Source organism: Solwaraspora sp. WMMA2101, assembly GCF_049179175.1.
Classification (GTDB): Bacteria; Actinomycetota; Actinomycetes; order Mycobacteriales; family Micromonosporaceae; genus Micromonospora_E.
Window position 1 is genome coordinate 719,552 of the sequence record NZ_JBMHMA010000006.1, and the last position, 16,961, is coordinate 736,512.

The window sequence follows — 16,961 nt, forward strand, 5'->3', positions numbered from 1 at the left end:
GCGGGGCGCGCCGGCCTACACGGACAGGCGGCCACGTCGACGGCGCAGGGCTGACGACTGTCCGAGTGCGTTTGCGCGTGTGTCACACCCGAGCCTGCCGAATGCCGGCTTGTCAGTTCGTGCAGAGCGCGCTGACCGTGACGTTGTAGACGTGCCAGGATCCGTCCGGTGCGGTGAACACATTGCTGGCATTCGTCGCCCAGTTCGCGCAGGCAACGCCGACGGCGAGAATGTCGGCGCGGGCAGCCTGGGCCCCGTTCTGGATCGCGCTGGTCGAGGTGGCACCGCTGCCTTGCCGGGTCGCCGAGCGGGCAACGGTGTACGACGGCGGCGGCGGGGCCGGTACACAGTAGCCGGTGGCTGTCGCCTCGTAGACGTACGCCGAGCCGTCAGGCGCGGTGTAGAGGTGTCGCGGCGCAGAGACCGTGACATTGCTGCAGGTCTCGCCGAGGTTCGCGGCGAGCGAGGTGAGCGCCGCGCGGGCGTTGTTCGCCGCGTTCTGCTGGCCGGCGGCCGGGCTCGGCCCCCATCCGGTGGATGTCGCCGACCGCCACGTGGCAGCCTGCGCGACTGCCGCCGGGAGCAGGAAGAGCCCCATGGTGACAGCCAGAGCGACAACCGTCAGCCGATGGAGCGACCGGCTGATCAGTCCACCCATTCGCCTGTCGAAACCATTCACGTGTTTGTCCCTTTCCGACCGTTAATCATTGGTTTAGTTCGATGTCTCCGACGCCATCTTCGTGATACTAGTCAATGTCTTGGAAATCTCGAACAGGCAGAGGTGACTCGTCTCGGCCAGACCCTCCCGGCGGCCTGACCGACGGCTGGCACACTGATCACCCATAGATGGCCGAGCCTGTCCACGGTTGACTTCGAGTGTGCTCGAAGTGGGAAACTTCGGCCGTACCTGAGATCGCGGCGGAAGGAACGTACGGCGATGGAGAAGCGTAGCCTCGGCAGCATCGGACCGGTCAGTGTCCTCACCCTCGGTGGGGGCGGGCTGGGCCAGGTGTGGGGCGTCACCGACCGGGACGAGGCGGTGGCGACCGTACGGGAGGCAGTCGACGCCGGCATCGACCTGCTCGACGTCGCCCCCGGCTACGGCGACGGCGAGGCGGAGCGGGTGGTCGGCGCGGCGTTCGACGGCAATCTGCCGGCCGGCGTACGCGTCGTCACCAAGTGCGGGCTGGGCAACCCGGCCGCCGGTGACGTCGCGGCCCTGCTGGAGCAGTCCCTCGACGACAGCCTGCAGCGGATGCGACTGTCCGCCGTAGACGTGCTGCTGCTGCACAATCCGATCGTGGCGCAGGCCGCGCCGGGCACCACCGGGGTCACCTCCGCCGACCTGTTCACCGGGGCCGTCCGGCCGGCGTTCGAGGACCTGGTCCGGCGCGGCCGGATCGGCGCCTGGGGGATCACCGCCGTCGAAGAGTCGGACGCGATAATCCGAGTGCTCGGCGAGCAGCCGACCCCGGCGGTCGCCCAGTGCGTGACGAACCTGCTCGACTCCCCCGGCGACCTGCTGCGGCCGGACGGTGACGGCTCCCGGCCACGCGACATCCTGACGGCCGCCGGCCGGTACGGCGTCGGAGTGATGGGCATCCGCGCGGTCGCGGCCGGCGCGTTCACCGACGCGGTGGACCGGGACCTGCCGCCGGAGCATCCGACCATGATCGACTTCCGGCGGGCCGCGCCGCTGCGCGAGCTGGCCCGCGAGCTGGGCGAGTCCGCTGCGTCGCTGGCCCACCGGTACACGCTGTCGATGCCGGGCGTCGACACCGTCGTCCTCGGTGTGAAGAACCGCACCGAGCTGCGAGAGTGTCTCGCGGCGGCAGCCGCCGGCCCGCTCCCGGCCGACCTGATGGCGACCATCGACGCCCGCGTCGGCGCTCAGACATCCAAGTAGCGGGGCGGCACCGCGTCGGTGAGCCACACCCCGTTGGCGCTGCGGTAGAACAGGTGACCGTCCCGGGCCATCGCCGCCGCGTCGACGGTGAGGATTACGACGCCACCGGCCCGTCGGGCGCCGACCCGGCGGGCCGTGTCGGTGTCCGCCGACAGGTGCACGTGGTGGCGCCGGGCCCGGTGCAGCCCGGTGGCCCGGATCGAGTCGAGCGCGGCAGCGGACGTGCCGTGGTAGAGCCGCTCCGGCGGGGGCAGCGCGACCAGCCCCAGGGCGATCGGGACCGAATGCCCCTGGTTCGCCCGGATCTGCTCGGTGCCGTCGGGGTCACGGCGCAGCGCGAACCGTTGTTTGCCGTCCCGCTCGACAACGGTGTCCAACTCCAGCCGGGTGATCCGCAGCGCGGCGAGCAGATCCGTCACCCGAACCCAGCCGGCCGGGTCCAGTTCGAGCGCGAACCGAGCTGGTGCGTGACGCAACGCCAGCGACATCCGCTTGCTCATCCTGACCAACAACTTGTCGTTCACATCCGCATTGTGGCCGGCCGGCGCACGCGCCCGCATAGGCATTGCCGCCACCCCAGCACGCCCCACCAGAGCATCACCGGTAGGTGCAGAAGGTAGCCGAACTGTTCCAGCACCGCAGACGGTCCGGCGGTCCCGGTCGTCCAGGGTAGAACCACCGCGGCGAGACCGGACGCCCCGGCGGCAAGACCGGCTCGCCGAAACCCGGTCGGCAACGCGATGCCGGACGCGGCCGCCACGGTCGCAGCCACCCAGAGCAGCCCGGCCAGGTTGACCGTCCACTTCGCGGTGAGCAGCAGCCCTTCCGCCACCGCCACGGCAGCCGGTTGGTTGGGGTCGGCGGCGAGCTGGGTGACCGCCAGGTTTCCGGCGTCGTGCAGCAGCCCGGCCAGGCCGGCGCCGGTCAGCAGTCCGCCGGCCAGCACGGACAGGTGTGCGCGGGGACGGTCGGGACGCGCGGCCAGCACCAGACCGGCGGCGAGCAGGGCGAGCCAGCCGATCACGTCGAGGGCCAACTCGATCAGGTGCAGCTCGACCCGGGCGTGCACCGCCGTCAGCACGGCGGCCGGGTCGGCCGGGTTCAGGGTCAACCCGGATGGCACGACAACGCCGACACCGGCGAGCATGGCAAGCAACGACCCCAGCAGCAGTACGCCTGTCAGCCGGGCGGCGGAATCGCGTTCAACGGCATCCATGGCGGCACGCTAAAACCCTGCCGCAGGGGCAGAGTCAACACTGCGGGGCAGGAGGACACCGGCGTGTGGCGGATCGGTGAGGTGGCGCGCATGGTCGGGGTCTCCGAGCGGACCCTGCGGCACTACGACAAGGTCGGGCTGCTGCCGCCGGCAGCGACCGACCAGCTCACCGGCTACCGCTGGTACGGCGCGGCCGAACTGACCCGGCTGGAACGCATCCGTGGCCTGCAACGCCTCGGACTGTCGCTGCGCCGGATCGCCGACCTGCTGGACGCCCCCGACGCCGAGCTGCGGCAGGCCCTGGCCGAGACCGTGGCGGTGCTGCGCGACGACATCGCCGCCCGTACGGCGACGGTCGCCGACGCCGAGGACCACCTCGCCGGTACGGCATCGGTGCTGCCGCAGGTCGCGCAGGTCGGTGCCCGCCGGCTGCGGGTACGCCATCTGACGGTCGCCGATCCCGCCGAGCTGGCAACGCTGTGTCTGCGGCCGCCGACGGTGCTGCTGACCTGGCTCCGCGGCTGGCCGGAGGCGGTGTTCCGGGCGGCGGTGGCGACCGAGGGGCCCGGCGAGCGGCTCGACCTGCCCGCCCGTACCGTGGTCCGGGCCGTTGTCGCACCGGCGACCGGCGTGGTCCGCGCCGGGCTCGAGCTGTTCGCCTGGCTGCCCCGCCAAGATCTGACAGTCGCCGGTCCCACGGCGGAGGATCACCTGGTCGACGGCGACGGGGAAGCCGTCACCGTCCTGGAGATCCCGGTCGCGGCCCGCCCGGACCGACCGACCCGCCTGCATCAGCGCGCCCGGCCGGCTCGGTGAACGGGACCGAAGTGTCAGCCGGGTGTGATTACCTACCGTCATGCCGCACCCGATCATGTTCGACGACGCCGACCCGCTGCTCGCCGAGGTACGCCGGCTCGCGCTGGCCTTCCCCGACGCCGCCGAGAAGATCTCACACGGCCATCCAGCCTTCTACACCACGAAGGTGTTCGCCTACTACGGCGGCTCGGTGAAGGTCGACGGCGTCTACCAGCAGCATGATCACTCCGTACTGGTGCTGGTGGACCCGGACGAGCGGGCGGCGCTGCTGGCCGAGCCACGCTGTTACGCCCCGGCGTACCTGGCCAGTTCGGGCTGGGTCGGGGTGGACCTGGCCGACGACACCGACTGGGCGGAGATCGGCGAGCTGCTCGACGCCAGCTACCGGCGGACCGCCGGGCCCCGTCGGGTGGCCCGGCTCGACGCCCGATAGGTCGACGGGTCGACAGAACCCCATCCGACAGAACCCGATATCGATCACACAAACTATCCGGAATTTATCCGATCTCCATCATGGACTCCGATCCGTCGCACTGATAGAGGTAGGGATGGCATTCGACGCACCGCCCCACCATCAGCAGATCGGGGATCCGACAATGCACGAGGTGCACCGCATCATTCGCACCCTGCGCACCGAGCGCGGGCTTTCCCAGCAGCAGCTCGGCGCGTTGATCCAGCTCAGCGCGTCGTCGATCGGCAGTTACGAGAACGGCCGTCTGGTCCCGGTGCAGCAGAACGCGAAGATCCTCGACGATGTGCTGGGCAGCGGCGACCGCGTGCAGCGCGCCTCCGCCGAGGCGCGCGGAATGTCCTTCGCCGGTTTCCTGCGCCCGTGGGCCGAAATGGAGGAGCGGGCCACCCTGCTGCGGTCGTTCGAGCTCGCGGTCGTCCCGGGTCTGTTGCAGACCCGGGAGTACGCCGAACGACTGTTGCGCGTCGGCCCGGTCGACGACGTGCCGACCCGGCTGGCGAACCGGCTCACCCGCCAGCAGGTGCTCACCCGCGCCGACGACCCGGCCGAGTTCATCGCCGTCCTCGACCGCAGCGTGCTGCACCGTCAGGTCGGCACGCCGGAGCAGACGGCCGAGCAGCTGCGCAGTCTCGCCGAGGCGGCGGCGCGCCCCAACATCTGGGTGCACGTGGTGCCGGGCAGCGCCGACGCCTACCACGGGCTCAACGGCTCGTTCGCGATGGCGACCGTGGACGATCACGTGTTCGGCTACGTCGATTCCCATTTCGGCGGCGACGTGATCAGCAACCCGGCCGACGTGCAGATATTGGAGCGGTCCTGGGAAGGTGTCCGCAGCTATGCTCTGCCTGTCGAGGAATCCCACGACATGATCCTGAAAGCGGTGCAGACATGGAGCTGAGCACCACCCCTCGCTGGCGCAAGTCGACCCGCAGCAACCCCGCTGGGGGCAACTGCGTCGAGGTCGCCGACAACGTGCCCGGCCGGGTCCACGTCCGCGACACCAAGGACCCCGACGGCGGCACCCTGACCTTCGCCCCCGCCGCCTGGTCCGCCTTCGTCACCCTGGCCAGGACCACGTCCGTACGCTGACCGGCTCCGCCAACCAGCGGCGGTAGCGCCGCAGCGACCGGCGTCGCTGGAGCTGCTCCTGCATGAGGGAGACGACCGGGTCTGCCCGGCCGGGGTCGGCGGCTCCTCGCCCGACCTGGCGGAGCCGGCAGTGCACGACGGCCTGGGTGGCCGCCGAGGCCAGGTGCTTGTTCTTCCAGCGCGGGCCCGGGGCCGTGGCCGCTGCTTCCTCGCCGCGCAGCCAGCGCCGCGGTAGCTCCGGGTCCACGGCGAGTGCCGTCGCCACTCCGACGACAGCCGCGCCCTGGGTGCGTACCCGCTCGGCGACGGCGCGGCGGCGGACGCCGCCGGTAAGCATCACCGGCACCGGGGCCTGCGGGATGATCGTCGCGGCGGCGTCGAGGAAGTACGCCTCCCGGGCGAGGGTGTGTCCGTCCGCCGGGTAGCCGTTGGTGGCCAGGCTCTCCACCGACCCTCCGGAGAGTTCGACCAGGTCGACGCCGGTGTCGGCGAGCATGCCGACCACCTGCCTGGCGTCGTCCGGGTCAAAGCCGCCGCGCTGGAAGTCGGCGGTGTTGAGCTTGACCGCGACCGCCGCGCCGTCGGGCAGTCGACGCCGGACCTCGGTGACCACGTCGATCAGCAGCCGGGCCCGGTTGCGCAGTTCACCTCCCCAGCGGTCGGTCCGCCGGTTGGTCAGCGGGGAGAGGAACTGACTGATCAGGTAGCCGTGGGCAGCGTGGATCTCCACCCCGTCGAATCCGGCCTCGACCGCTCGTTGTGCCGTGCGACCGAACCGGTCGACGACCTCGTCGAGCTGTTCCGGCGTCATCGCGGTGGGTTGGGCGAAGAAGCGGGACAGCCGCCCGATGCTGACCGGTATGTCCGACGCCGACCAGGCCAGCCCCGGCATGTCCGCGTAGACGACCCGACCGGGGTGGTTGATCTGCATCCAGGCGCGGGCACCGCCAGCGGTCGCCGCCGCCGTTCAGCGCCGGAACGGTTCCAGCGGGGTACGGTCCGCGAGCACGACGTCGGAGGGGTCGGCGAGGGCACGCTCGTCGACCATGACGTGCCCGGTGATCAGCAGCCCCGCTCCGCCGGCACCCCAGCGCTGGTAGAGCGTGGCGAGCTCGGTGCCGGGCAGCTGACCGTCGACTGCCAGGAACTCCTCCATGGCGGCCTTGGCGATCCGGTTCGGCAGGACCTGCCCGCTGGGCAGTTCGAGCGGTTCGGCCAGTTGGGTCATGGTGCGGCTCCTCAGCTTTGACGACATACTTCGATACTCGAAGCGTTTCAGACCGCAATAGTTCGAGACTCGAAGCGCAAGTGGTACCGTCGGCCGGTGGACCACCGGGACCTCGTTGACGCCATCCGCGCCAACCACGAGATCTTCATGACGACCAGCGACCGGCTCGAACCCGCCCTGACCGCCCACGGGCTGACCAACGCGACCGCGCAGGCGCTGTGGGCGATCGACCCGACCGGACCGGCCCTGTCAATGAAGGCGCTCGCCGAGCGCCTGTACTGCAACGCCCCCAACCTCAGCTTCATCGCCAACCAGCTGATCGAGCGCGGACTGGTCGAGCGCAGCGTCGACCCCACCGACCGACGCGGCCGGGTGCTCGCCCTCACTGACAAGGGCCGACAGGTACGCCAGGAGATCATCGCGGCGACGCTGGAGGCGAGCCCGTTCGCCGACTGCCCGCCGCAACTGCTGCACGAACTCGCCACCCTGCTCCGGCAGGTCGCCGCCGGTCAGCCGGTAAGGAACCGGTAGGCGTTGCCGCCGCTCAGGGCAGCCCGCTGGTCAGCGGTGAGGAAGTCCGCCTTGTCGATCACCGCGCCGACCGGCCGTTCCCCCAGCGGGTACGGGTAGTCGCTGCCCAGCAGCACTCGGTCGGCACCCATCGTGTCGACCAGCAGCCGCAGCGCCGCCGGGTCGAACACCACCGAATCGACGTAGAACCGGTCCAGGTAGTGGCTCGGCGGGTGCGCCGACCGGCCGCGTACCACGTCGCCCCGGCGGTGCCAGGCGTTGTCGGCGCGGCCCAGCCAGAACGGGAAGCTGCCGCCGCCGTGCGCGAAGCAGATCCGCAGCGTACGGGGTAACTGGTCGAAGCCGCCGCCGAGGATCAGCGCCAGGATCGACAGGTGGGTCTCGGCGGGCATGCCGGACAGCCAGCGGGCCATCCACCGGTCCAGCCGTGGCCCGTCCGGCATGTCCCAGGGGTGGACGAAGACGGGTGCGCCGACGTCGGCGCAGTGCCGCAGGAAGGCGACGATGCCGGCGTCGTCGAGGTCGCGGTCACCGACGTGGTTGCCGATTTCCACCCCGGCGTGCCCGGCGGCGAGGCAGCGATCCAGCTCGGCACAGGCGGCGTCCGGGTCCTGCAACGGCACTTGGCAGAACGGCACCAGCCTTCCGCCACCGGCGGCGGTGACCTCAAGGGTCAGGTCGTTGAAGATCCGGGCCACCTTGACCGCCTGGTCGGCCGGGCGATCGTAGGCGAAGAACACCGGCGTCGGGGAGACCACCTGCACGTCGACCCCGTCGGCGGCCATGTCGGCCAGCCTCGTCGCCGGGTCCCAGGTCTGCGGGCCGACCGGGCGAAACTCCGTCTCCCCGACCATGATCATGGCGGCCCGTTCGGAGTCGACGCGCAGCCACGGCCAGCCGGTCCCGCCGCACGCGGCGGCGAGATCCGGCCAGCCCTTGGGCACCAGGTGGGTGTGGACGTCGATGGTCTGCCCGGCGTCGGTCACGGCGAGGCTCAGCCCTTGCCCGGATGCAGCGCGCCGCACTTGTCGCAGGTACGCGCGGACTCGTCACCGTAGAAGGCGGTGAAGACCGGCGGCAGGTCGGCGACGATGTCGCGCACCTGCAACTCCACCTCGTGCACCAGGTTGCCGCAGTCGAGGCAGTACCACTGGAACTTCTCCAGGGTGCCCTCCTCCCGGACCCGTTCGATGACGACCCCGATCGAGCCGGCCTCGGGGCGTTGCGGCGAATGCGGCACGTAGCCGGGCAGCACCCACATCTGGCCTTCGCGGATGTGCACGGTCTGCGGACCGTCGTCGGTCATCAGGTTGACGTGCATGTTGCCTTTGACCTGGTAGAAGAATTCCTCGTACGGGTCGACGTGGAAGTCGGTGCGCTGGTTGGGGCCGCCGACGACCTGCACGATGAAATCGTCGCCGGTGGGGAACAGCTGCTTGTTGTTCACCGGCGGCTTGAGCAGATGCTCGTTCTCACTGACCCAGTGCGGGAAGTTGACCGGTTCGGCGATGTCGCTCACGGGTGTCACTCCTTCCGGGTGGGGGCGTCGGCGGGCACGACCGCGACGGCCTGGATCTCGATGAGCAGGTGCGGATGCGGCAGTTGGTGGACGGCGACGGTGGTGCGGGTCGGTCCGGTGTGGTCGAAGTGTTCGGCCCAGACCTGGTTGTAGCCGCCGAAGTCGTTCATGTTGACCAGGTACGTGGTGACGGAGACCAGGTCGGCGAGGCTGGCCCCGGCGGCGGCGAGCAGGTCGGCGATGTTGGCGATCACCACGCGGGTCTGCTCGCGGATGTCCAGCTCGGTCGTGCCGTACTCATCCACTGTGGCCCCGGCGATGGTGTTGTCGGGGCGGCGGCTCGACGTACCGGAGACGAAGATGAACCCACCGGCGACCTTGACGTGCGGGAACGCCCCGCGCGGGGTGGCCTTGCCGGCGACCAGATGCGCTGTCACAGCGTACCGCCGATCGTGGTGAAGGCGGCGGTGCCGAGCCCCTGGACGGTGCCCCGCACGTGCGCGCCGGGGGCCAGCGGCACCGCGGCGGTGGCCGCGCCGGCCAGGAAGATCCAGCCGGCTCGCAGGGCCGGGCCGTGCCGGTCGGCGAGGGCGACGCCGGCGGCGAGGGCCCGGCGCGGGTCGCCGAGGATGGCCGCCGTCGACCCGGTCTGCACCGTGCGTCCGTCCACCTCCAGCAGTACGCCGAGGTTGTCGACGCCGTCCGGGACCGGCTGCCACGGCCCGACGGTGAACAGGGCTGCCGAGGTGTTGTCGGCGATCACGTCGGGCAGCGAGAAGGTGAAGTTGGCGTACCGGGAGTCGATGACCTCCAGGGCGGGGGCGACGGCCCGGACCGCGTCGGTGAACGGCATCCCCGGTGTCGGCGGCCTGTCCAGCAGGAAGGCGATCTCCGGTTCGACCCGGGGGTGGATCAGCCCGGAGATGTCGACGCTGCCGCCGTCGGGCACCTGCGTGGTGTCGGTGAGTTGGCCGAGGATCGGGGAGTCGACGCCGACCTGCGCCATTTTCGCCTTGCTGGTCAGCCCCATCTTGACGCCGACGAGGCGTTCGCCCCGGCCGGTGCGGCGGGCGATCAGCGCCTGCTGCACCCGGTACGCGGCGTCGACGTCGACGCCGTGCGCCTCGGCGAGCTGCGGAATCGGGGTGCCGGTGACGGCCGCCTCGTCGAGCCGGGCGGCCAACCCGGCGAGGTCGACGTCTGCGCTGGTGGTCACTGCGCACCTCCGTGGGCGGTGTTGGCGGCGTCGGCGAGGTCGAGCGCGACGTCGGTGATCATGTCTTCCTGGCCGCCGACCATCCGGCGGCGGCCGAGTTCGATCAGGATGGACCGCACGTCGAGACCGTAGCGGTCGGCGGCACGTTCGGCGTGGCGCAGGAAGCTGGAGTAGACGCCGGCGTAGCCGAGCGACAGGGTTTCCCGGTCGACCCGCACCGGCCGGTCCTGCAGCGGCCGGACCAGGTCCTCGGCGGCGTCCATCAGCGCGAACGTGTCGCAGCCGTGTTTCCAGCCGTGCAGGTCCGCGACGGCGGTGAAGACCTCGAGCGGGGCGTTGCCGGCCCCGGCACCCATGCCGGCGAGGGAGGCGTCGACCCGGGTGGTGCCGTGCTGCACGGCGACGACACTGTTCGCCACGCCGAGGGACAGATTGTGGTGGGCGTGGATGCCGATCTGGGTGCCCGGGTCGAGCACCTCGCGGTAGGCGTCGACCCGGGCGGCGACGTCGTCCATCAGCAGCCGGCCACCGGAGTCGGTGACGTAGACGCAGTGCGCCCCGTACGACTCCATCAGTTTGGCCTGCTGCGCGAGCCCGTCCGGGGTGTTCATGTGCGACATCATCAGGAACCCGGCGACGTCCATGCCGTTGTCGCGGGCCCAGCCGATGTGTTGGGCGGCGACGTCGGCCTCGGTGCAGTGGGTGGCGATCCGGACGCTGGTGACCCCGAGGTCGCGGGCTGCCCGCAGGTCGTCGATGGTGCCGATGCCGGGCAGCAGCAACGTGGTCAACGTCGCGCGGCTGATCGACTCGGCGGCGGCGGTGATCCAGTCGGCGTCCGACGCCGCGCCGTGGCCGTAGGTGACGGACGAGCCGGCCAGGCCGTCGCCGTGGGCGACCTCGATGGCGTCAACGCCGGCGGCGTCGAGCGCGGCGGCGATCGCCCGGACCTCCTCGACGGTGTAGCGGTGCCTGATGGCGTGCATGCCGTCGCGCAACGTGACGTCCTGGACGTACAGCCGGGTCATCGCTGAGCCCCCTCTCGGACAGCGACCAGACGTTCGGCGGTGCGCAGCGCCGCCGAGGTCATGATGTCGAGGTTGCCGGCGTACGCGGGCAGGTAGTGCCCGGCGCCGGAGACCTCCAGGAACACCGACACCTGGGTGCCGGTGAAGTGGCTGCCCAACGCCGGCACGTACGCGTCGACCGGGTCGAACTGAACCCGCTGCTTGAGTCGGTAGCCGGGCACGTACTCGGCGACCGACGCCACCATAGCCGCCACCGAGTCGGCCACCGCGCCGGTGTCGACCCCGGCCGGGATCAGGCAGTAGACGGTGTCGCGCATCAGCAGTGGCGGGTCCGCCGGGTTCAGCACGATGATCGCCTTGCCCTTGCCGGCACCGCCGACGACCTCCAGGGCGCGGGCGGTGGTCTGGGTGAACTCGTCGATGTTGGCCCGGGTCCCGGGACCGGCCGAGCGGGACGCGATCGAGGCGACGATCTCCGCGTACGCGACCGGGGCCACCGCCGCGACGGCGGCGACGACCGGTACGGTCGCCTGCCCACCGCAGGTGACCATGTTGACGTTCGGCTCGGCCAGGTGCGCGTCCAGGTTGACCGGCGGCACCACGTACGGGCCGATCGCGGCCGGGGTCAGGTCGACCACGGTCCGCCCGTGCGCCTGCAGGATCTCGTTGTTGCGCCGGTGCGCGCCGGCCGACGTGGCGTCGAAGACGAGTCGCACGTCGGCGAACTCGGGCATCGCGACCAGGCCGTCGACCCCGTCGGCGGTGGTGGCCACGCCGAGGCGGCGGGCCCGGGCCAGCCCGTCGGATTCCGGGTCGATGCCGACCATCGCCACCATCCGCAGCGACTCCGACAGCCGCAGCACCTTGATCATCAGGTCGGTGCCGATGTTGCCCGACCCGATCACCGCCACTCCGACGCCCACTACGACCCCTCCCCTGACTCGCCGTCGGCCGACCGGTCGGCGGGTTTCGCGCTGAATCTGGTCCGTACCGAGCCGAGCCCGGCGATCCGTGCCTCGTACGCCGCCCCCGGGGTGACCGGCACCATCGGGCCGAGCGCACCGGAGAGCACGATGTCGCCGGCCCGCAGCGGATCCCCGGCGGCGGCCATGGTCGACGCCAGCCATGCGACGGCGTGCACCGGGTTGCCGAGGCAGGCGGCCGCGGCGCCGACCGACACCGGCTCACCGGCGGATTCGAGGACCATGCCGCACTCGCGCAGGTCCACCGAGGCGGCCGGCACCGGCCGGTCGCCGAGGACGAACAGCCCGGACGAGGCGTTGTCCGCCACGGTGTCCACGATGGAGATGTCCCAGTCGGTGATCCGGGAGTCGACGATCTCGATCGCCGGCAGCAGGAAGTCGGTGGCCCGCAGCACGTCGACCACGGTCGCCGGCCCGTCCGGCAGATCAGCGCCGAGCACGAACGCCACCTCGGCCTCCACCCTGGGCTGGATCAGCCCGGCCAGGTCGACCTCGTCGCCATCCGGCACCGCCATGTCGGCGAAGAGCACCCCGAAGTCGGGCTGGTAGACGCCGAACGCGGCCTGCACCGCCGGCGACGTCAGGCCGATCTTCGCGCCGACCCGGCGGCGGCCGACGGCCGACCAGCCCGCGACGGTCGCCCGCTGCACCGCGTACGCGGCGGCCACGTCGCCGGCGGGCAGCAGCCGGTCCCGCAGCGGCGGGCACGGCACCCCGGTGTCGTACGCCCCGGTCAGCGCCGCGACAGCGGCCTCGATGTCCACAGTCATGTCAGATCCACACAGACGTTTGTCAGTTCGGAGTAGAAGTCGAGCGAGTGCACGCCACCCTCCCGGCCCACCCCGGAGGCCTTGACCCCGCCGAACGGGGTGCGCAGGTCCCGTAAGAACCAGGTGTTGACCCAGACGATGCCGACGTCCAGTCGGGCACCGGCCCGGTGCGCCCGCCCCACGTCGCGGGTCCACACCGTCGCCGCGAGGCCGTAGTCGGAGTCGTTGGCCAGCGCGAACGCCTCCTCCTCGGTGTCGAACGGGGCGATGTGACAGATCGGGCCGAACACCTCCTCGCGCAGCAGCCGCGCCGAGGAGCCCAGCCCGGTCAGTACGGTCGGCTGCACGTACGCGCCGCCGTCGCGGGCGTCGTCGAAGGTCGGCACACCACCACCGGCGAGTATGTCGGCACCTTCGACGCGGGCCAGGTCGTAGTAGCCGAGCACCTTGTCCCGGTGACCGTGCGAGATCAGCGGCATCGTCGAGATCGTCTCGTCGGCGGGCCAGCCGTACCGGGCGTCGCGGGCGGCGGCCGCCAACCGGTCGACGAACTCGTCGAAGACCGGCCGCTGCACGTACAGCCGCTCGGTGCACAGGCACACCTGGCCGCCGTTGGTGAACGACGACCGCACCGAACCGGCGACGGCGGCGTCCAGGTCGGCGTCGGCGAAGACCAGGCCGGCGTTCTTGCCGCCCAGCTCGAACGAGACCGCCTTCACCCCGTCGGCGGCGGCCCGCATGATCGCCGACCCGGTCGCCGACTCGCCGGTGAAGGTGATCGCGTCCACGCCGGGGTGGGTAGTCAGCCACTCCCCTGCCGCGCCCGGCCCGAAGCCGTGCACCAGGTTGAACACCCCGTCGGGTACGCCAGCCGCCGCCATCACCTCGGCGAGCAGCGTCGCCGACGCCGGTGTCTCCTCACTCGGCTTGACGACGACAGCGTTGCCGCACGCCAGCGCCGGAGCGACCTTCCAGGTCAGCAGCAGCAGCGGCAGGTTCCACGGCACGATCACCGCGACGACGCCGACGGGTTTGCGGACGGCGTAGTTCAACGCCCGGCCGCCGGTCGGGGTGACCGTGGTGAACGACTCGGTCGGCGCGGTCGCGGCGATCTCCGCGAACGCCCGGAAGTTCGCCGCCCCGCGCGGAATGTCCAGGGTCCGGGCCTGGCTGACCGGTTTGCCGGTGTCCGCGACCTCAGCAGCGACCAGGTCGTCGAACCGGCGGTCCAGTTCGTCGGCGACCGCCCGCAGCACCGCCGCCCGGTCCCGTTCGGCCATGCCGCCCCAGGGTCCGCGCAGCGCCGCGCGGGCCGCCGCGACGGCCGCGTCGACCGTCGCGGAGTCGGCCTCCGCGACCTCGAAGACCGTCTCGCCGGTCACCGGGGACACCTTCGGGAACCGCTTCCCGGCGTCGACGAACCGGCCGTCGACGAAGTTGCGCAGCAGGCCGGGGCCGTCGGCGGCCGGCCGGCCGGCGTACAGGTCGGGGTGCCACAGCGTCATGTTCGTCCCTTCCGGGCAGGCCCGTGTCCTCGTCGGGCAGACCCGGGTCCCTTGCGGATGGACCGGGTGACGGCGGCGCCGAGTGCCCCTACCAACAGCGCCGCCGTCCCGGCCACCGCCGCCGCCAGCACCTGGTGCTGCCGCCGGACCCGTCGCCTGACCTCGGCGTACGGGATGGTGGTGAAGGAGACCATCTCGTAGCGGGACACGTAGCGCCCCGGCAGTGCCCGTTCCAGGGCGTGTTCGACCTTGCGGAACGTCTGGAACGTCGGGGAGGCGACCTTGTCGCGCATCTCGACGAAGTTCGCCAGCGCCATCTGGGCGATCGCTTCGGCGTTGGCCTGGCGGCGGGACTGGTACAGCGGCAGTGCCGCCGCCCAGTCGCCGCCGGTGTCGTCGAGGCAGCGGTCCAGTTCGACGACGTCCTCGAAGGCGCAGTTGGCGCCCTGACCGTAGAACGGCACGACCGCGTGGGCGGCGTCGCCGAGCAGCGCCACCCGGCCGCCGACCTGCCACGGGTCGCAGCGCACCGTGCCGAGCAGACCGACCGGGTTGTGCTGGTAGTCGTCGACCAGGTCCGGTGCCAGCGGCGGCACGTCCGGGTAGTGCTCGCGGAAGTGCCGTTCGATCGCGGCCGGGCTGCTCAGCGAGGCGAAACTCGACGTACCGCCGGTCGGCCAGAACAGGGTGCAGGTGAAAGAGCGGTCCGGGTTCGGCAGGGCGATCATCATCGACGTGCCGCGCGGCCAGATGTGCAGCGCACCCGGGTCGAGGGCGTAGTCGCCGCCGACCGCCGGGATGGTCAGCTCCTTGTACCCGTAGTCGAGGAAGTCGAGGCTCTCGTCGACCAGGCCGTGGGCGAGCAGCTGGCCGCGTACCGCCGAACCGGCGCCGTCGGCACCGAGCACGACCTGCGCCTGCGCGCGGACCGTGCCCTGCGGCGTGTCGAAGGTCGCCTCGCCGGAATCCGGGTCGAGGCCGACGAGCCGGTGGTCGAAGACGACGGTGACGCCGGGCGCGGCCTCGGCGGCGTCGAGCAGCGCGTTGTTGAGCGCGCCCCGGCTGATCGAGTTGATCGCCCGCTGCCCGTCGGCGCTGTACGGCTGGAAGTCCAGGTCACCGTCGACCGGGTGGATCATCCGGCCGCGCATCGGCAACGCGTCGGCGAGCACCTGGTCGGCCAGGTCGATGCGGCGCAGCGCGTCCAGACCGCGTTCGGACAGCGCCAGGTTGATCGACCGGCCGCGTTCGGCGGTGCCGCGTCGCGGGTCCGACCGCCGCTCGTAGAGGGTGACCGGCAGGCCCCGGCGGGCCAGGAAGCAGGCGAGCAGGCTGCCGGCCAGGCCGGCGCCGACCACCGCGACGGGTGCAGGTTCAGACATCGTCGCCGCCTTCCGTCGGGAGGGTCGCGGCGAGCGCCTGGGCGGCCCGCCAGCAGTCGTGGTACGTCGAGTACAGCGGCACTGGGGCGAGCCGGACGATGTCCGGTTCGCGGGCGTCGGCGATCACCCCGTGTTCGTGGCGCAGCCGGGCGGTCAGCGCGTGTGCTCCGCCGCCGGTGGCACCCGCCCCGCCGCCGATACGCAGCGACAGTTGGCAGCCGCGTCGGGCCGGATCCCGTGGGGTGACGACGCTGACCGGCCGGCCCGGCAGGGTCTCGTCGAGCAGCTGTTCGAGGTAACCGGTGAGCCGTTCGCTGCGTTCGCGCAGCGCCGGCATGCCGACCTTGTCGAAGATCTGCAACGAGGTACGGACCGGACCCATGGCGAAGATCGGCGGGTTGGAGATCTGCCAGGCGTCGGCGCTGGCCGGTGGCCGCGACACCGGGGTCATCTCGAACCGGGTGGCCGGCTCGGTGCTCCACCAGCCTTCGAAGCGGGCCAGCGTCGGATCGCCGTGGTGACGTTCGTGCACGTACGCCCCGGCTAGGGCGCCCGGACCGGAGTTGAGGTACTTGTAGGAGCACCAGGCGGCGAAGTCGACGCCCCAGTCGTGCAGCCGCAGCGGCACGTTGCCGGCGGCGTGCGCCAGGTCCCAGCCGACGATCGCGCCGGCGGCCCGGCCGGCGGTGGTGATCGTCGGGATGTCGAGCAGTTCGCCGGTCAGGTAGTTGACCCCGCCGAGCAGCACCAACGCCACCCGGTCGCCCTCGGTGCGCAGGTAGTCGACGACGTCTTCGGTGCGCAGCGTGTCCTCGCCGGGGCGTGGCCGCAGTCGGACCACCGTACGGTCGGGGTCGAGGCCGTGGAAAGCGGCCTGGCTGCGCACCGCGTAGCTGTCCGACGGGAACGCCGAGTCCTCGATGACGATCCGGGTGCGCTCGCCGGCCGGCCGGTAGAACGACACCATCAGCAGGTGCAGGTTGACCGTCAGCGAGTTCATCACCACGGTCTCGCTGGGCAGGGCGCCGACCAGTCGCGCGGCGGTGTCGGTGAGCAGTTCGTGGTACGGCAGCCACGGCCGGCCGGCTTCGAGGTGGCCTTCGACGCCGAGCCGGGCCCAGTCGTCGAGGTCGTCGAGCAGCTCGGCGCGGGTGGCCTTCGGTTGCAGGCCGAGGGAGTTGCCGGCGAAGTAGGCGACGTCGGGGTGTTCGCCGCCGGTGGCCGGCGGGATGTGGAACAGGTCGCGGTGCCCGGGGTCGGCGGCGTCTCGGCGGCGGGCGTCGTCCTCTGTGAACATGCG

20 protein-coding genes and 1 pseudogene are annotated in these 16,961 nt (G+C 71.6%); 6 read left to right on the forward strand and 15 right to left on the reverse strand.

Annotation, left to right across the window (positions count from 1 at the left end):
• Positions 1-112: 112 nt before the first annotated feature.
• Entirely contained in the window at positions 113-598 is a 486-nt protein-coding gene (locus ACN28F_RS03795; RefSeq protein ID WP_289206731.1) for a hypothetical protein, read from the reverse strand.
• 339 nt (positions 599-937) lie between these two features.
• Here ACN28F_RS03795 and ACN28F_RS03800 point away from each other — a divergent pair, with 339 nt between their 5' ends.
• Positions 938-1,906 carry an aldo/keto reductase gene (locus ACN28F_RS03800; RefSeq protein WP_289206732.1) on the forward strand — a complete coding sequence of 323 codons (969 nt, stop codon included), beginning with the start codon at positions 938-940 and terminating at the stop codon, positions 1,904-1,906.
• Here ACN28F_RS03800 and ACN28F_RS03805 read toward each other — a convergent pair.
• A complete protein-coding gene (locus ACN28F_RS03805) occupies positions 1,891-2,430 on the reverse strand; it encodes an RNA 2'-phosphotransferase (protein WP_289206733.1) in 540 nt (179 codons plus the stop codon). The genes ACN28F_RS03800 and ACN28F_RS03805 overlap by 16 nt on opposite strands.
• Positions 2,427-3,122 (reverse strand): hypothetical protein, encoded by a 696-nt coding sequence (locus ACN28F_RS03810; protein ID WP_289206734.1) that lies wholly within the window; start codon positions 3,120-3,122, stop codon positions 2,427-2,429. Before ACN28F_RS03810 ends, ACN28F_RS03805 begins: the two co-directional genes overlap by 4 nt.
• A 63-nt stretch (positions 3,123-3,185) precedes the next feature.
• Between ACN28F_RS03810 and ACN28F_RS03815 the strand changes: the two genes are divergently transcribed.
• The 4 genes from ACN28F_RS03815 to ACN28F_RS03830 all read left to right on the forward strand — a co-directional run bounded on the left by ACN28F_RS03815 (position 3,186) and on the right by ACN28F_RS03830 (position 5,499).
• Positions 3,186-3,938 carry a MerR family transcriptional regulator gene (locus ACN28F_RS03815; protein WP_289206735.1) on the forward strand — a complete coding sequence of 251 codons (753 nt, stop codon included), beginning with the start codon at positions 3,186-3,188 and terminating at the stop codon, positions 3,936-3,938.
• Positions 3,939-3,978: 40 nt separating this feature from the next.
• A complete protein-coding gene (locus tag ACN28F_RS03820) occupies positions 3,979-4,371 on the forward strand; it encodes an MmcQ/YjbR family DNA-binding protein (protein WP_289206736.1) in 393 nt (130 codons plus the stop codon).
• A gap of 172 nt (positions 4,372-4,543) precedes the next feature.
• The gene (locus ACN28F_RS03825; RefSeq protein ID WP_421357011.1) at positions 4,544-5,308 is read left to right on the forward strand and encodes a helix-turn-helix domain-containing protein; all 765 of its coding nucleotides are present in this window, start codon (positions 4,544-4,546) and stop codon (positions 5,306-5,308) included.
• Entirely contained in the window at positions 5,299-5,499 is a 201-nt protein-coding gene (locus ACN28F_RS03830; protein WP_421357012.1) for a DUF397 domain-containing protein, read from the forward strand. Before ACN28F_RS03825 ends, ACN28F_RS03830 begins: the two co-directional genes overlap by 10 nt.
• On the opposite strand, the pseudogene ACN28F_RS03835 reads toward ACN28F_RS03830, so the two are convergent.
• Positions 5,468-6,439, reverse strand: a pseudogene (locus ACN28F_RS03835) (hypothetical protein); the annotation flags it as partial. The gene ACN28F_RS03830 and the pseudogene ACN28F_RS03835 overlap by 32 nt on opposite strands.
• 27 nt (positions 6,440-6,466) lie before the next feature.
• Positions 6,467-6,727: a hypothetical protein gene (locus ACN28F_RS03840; protein ID WP_421357013.1), complete on the reverse strand. Its 261-nt coding sequence runs from the start codon at positions 6,725-6,727 to the stop codon at positions 6,467-6,469.
• Between the two features lie 96 nt (positions 6,728-6,823).
• Between ACN28F_RS03840 and ACN28F_RS03845 the strand changes: the two genes are divergently transcribed.
• Positions 6,824-7,258 carry a MarR family winged helix-turn-helix transcriptional regulator gene (locus ACN28F_RS03845; RefSeq protein WP_421357014.1) on the forward strand — a complete coding sequence of 145 codons (435 nt, stop codon included), beginning with the start codon at positions 6,824-6,826 and terminating at the stop codon, positions 7,256-7,258.
• Here ACN28F_RS03845 and ACN28F_RS03850 read toward each other — a convergent pair.
• The 10 genes from ACN28F_RS03850 to kynU are packed head-to-tail and all read right to left on the reverse strand — an operon-like array spanning position 7,237 to position 16,958.
• The gene (locus tag ACN28F_RS03850; RefSeq protein ID WP_421357015.1) at positions 7,237-8,283 is read right to left on the reverse strand and encodes an amidohydrolase family protein; all 1,047 of its coding nucleotides are present in this window, start codon (positions 8,281-8,283) and stop codon (positions 7,237-7,239) included. The two genes, ACN28F_RS03845 and ACN28F_RS03850, sit on opposite strands and share 22 nt — an antisense overlap.
• Entirely contained in the window at positions 8,253-8,777 is a 525-nt protein-coding gene (locus tag ACN28F_RS03855; RefSeq protein WP_289206742.1) for a 3-hydroxyanthranilate 3,4-dioxygenase, read from the reverse strand. The genes ACN28F_RS03850 and ACN28F_RS03855 overlap by 31 nt, the downstream gene beginning before the upstream one ends.
• Before the next feature lie 5 nt (positions 8,778-8,782).
• The gene (locus ACN28F_RS03860; protein WP_289206743.1) at positions 8,783-9,214 is read right to left on the reverse strand and encodes a RidA family protein; all 432 of its coding nucleotides are present in this window, start codon (positions 9,212-9,214) and stop codon (positions 8,783-8,785) included.
• Positions 9,211-9,993 (reverse strand): 2-keto-4-pentenoate hydratase, encoded by a 783-nt coding sequence (locus ACN28F_RS03865; RefSeq protein ID WP_421357016.1) that lies wholly within the window; start codon positions 9,991-9,993, stop codon positions 9,211-9,213. The genes ACN28F_RS03860 and ACN28F_RS03865 overlap by 4 nt, the downstream gene beginning before the upstream one ends.
• Positions 9,990-11,021, reverse strand: coding sequence for a 4-hydroxy-2-oxovalerate aldolase (gene dmpG / locus ACN28F_RS03870; RefSeq protein ID WP_421357017.1), 1,032 nt, complete (start codon positions 11,019-11,021; stop codon positions 9,990-9,992). Before dmpG ends, ACN28F_RS03865 begins: the two co-directional genes overlap by 4 nt.
• Positions 11,018-11,944 (reverse strand): acetaldehyde dehydrogenase (acetylating), encoded by a 927-nt coding sequence (locus tag ACN28F_RS03875; protein ID WP_421357018.1) that lies wholly within the window; start codon positions 11,942-11,944, stop codon positions 11,018-11,020. Before ACN28F_RS03875 ends, dmpG begins: the two co-directional genes overlap by 4 nt.
• Positions 11,944-12,774: a 2-keto-4-pentenoate hydratase gene (locus ACN28F_RS03880; RefSeq protein WP_421357019.1), complete on the reverse strand. Its 831-nt coding sequence runs from the start codon at positions 12,772-12,774 to the stop codon at positions 11,944-11,946. Before ACN28F_RS03880 ends, ACN28F_RS03875 begins: the two co-directional genes overlap by 1 nt.
• Positions 12,771-14,279 (reverse strand): 2-hydroxymuconic semialdehyde dehydrogenase, encoded by a 1,509-nt coding sequence (locus ACN28F_RS03885; RefSeq protein ID WP_421357020.1) that lies wholly within the window; start codon positions 14,277-14,279, stop codon positions 12,771-12,773. The genes ACN28F_RS03880 and ACN28F_RS03885 overlap by 4 nt, the downstream gene beginning before the upstream one ends.
• Positions 14,276-15,661, reverse strand: a complete 1,386-nt coding sequence (locus ACN28F_RS03890; RefSeq protein ID WP_421357021.1) for an FAD-dependent oxidoreductase — start codon at positions 15,659-15,661, stop codon at positions 14,276-14,278. The genes ACN28F_RS03885 and ACN28F_RS03890 overlap by 4 nt, the downstream gene beginning before the upstream one ends.
• Entirely contained in the window at positions 15,654-16,958 is a 1,305-nt protein-coding gene (gene kynU / locus ACN28F_RS03895; protein ID WP_421357022.1) for a kynureninase, read from the reverse strand. The genes ACN28F_RS03890 and kynU overlap by 8 nt, the downstream gene beginning before the upstream one ends.
• Positions 16,959-16,961 lie beyond the last annotated feature (3 nt).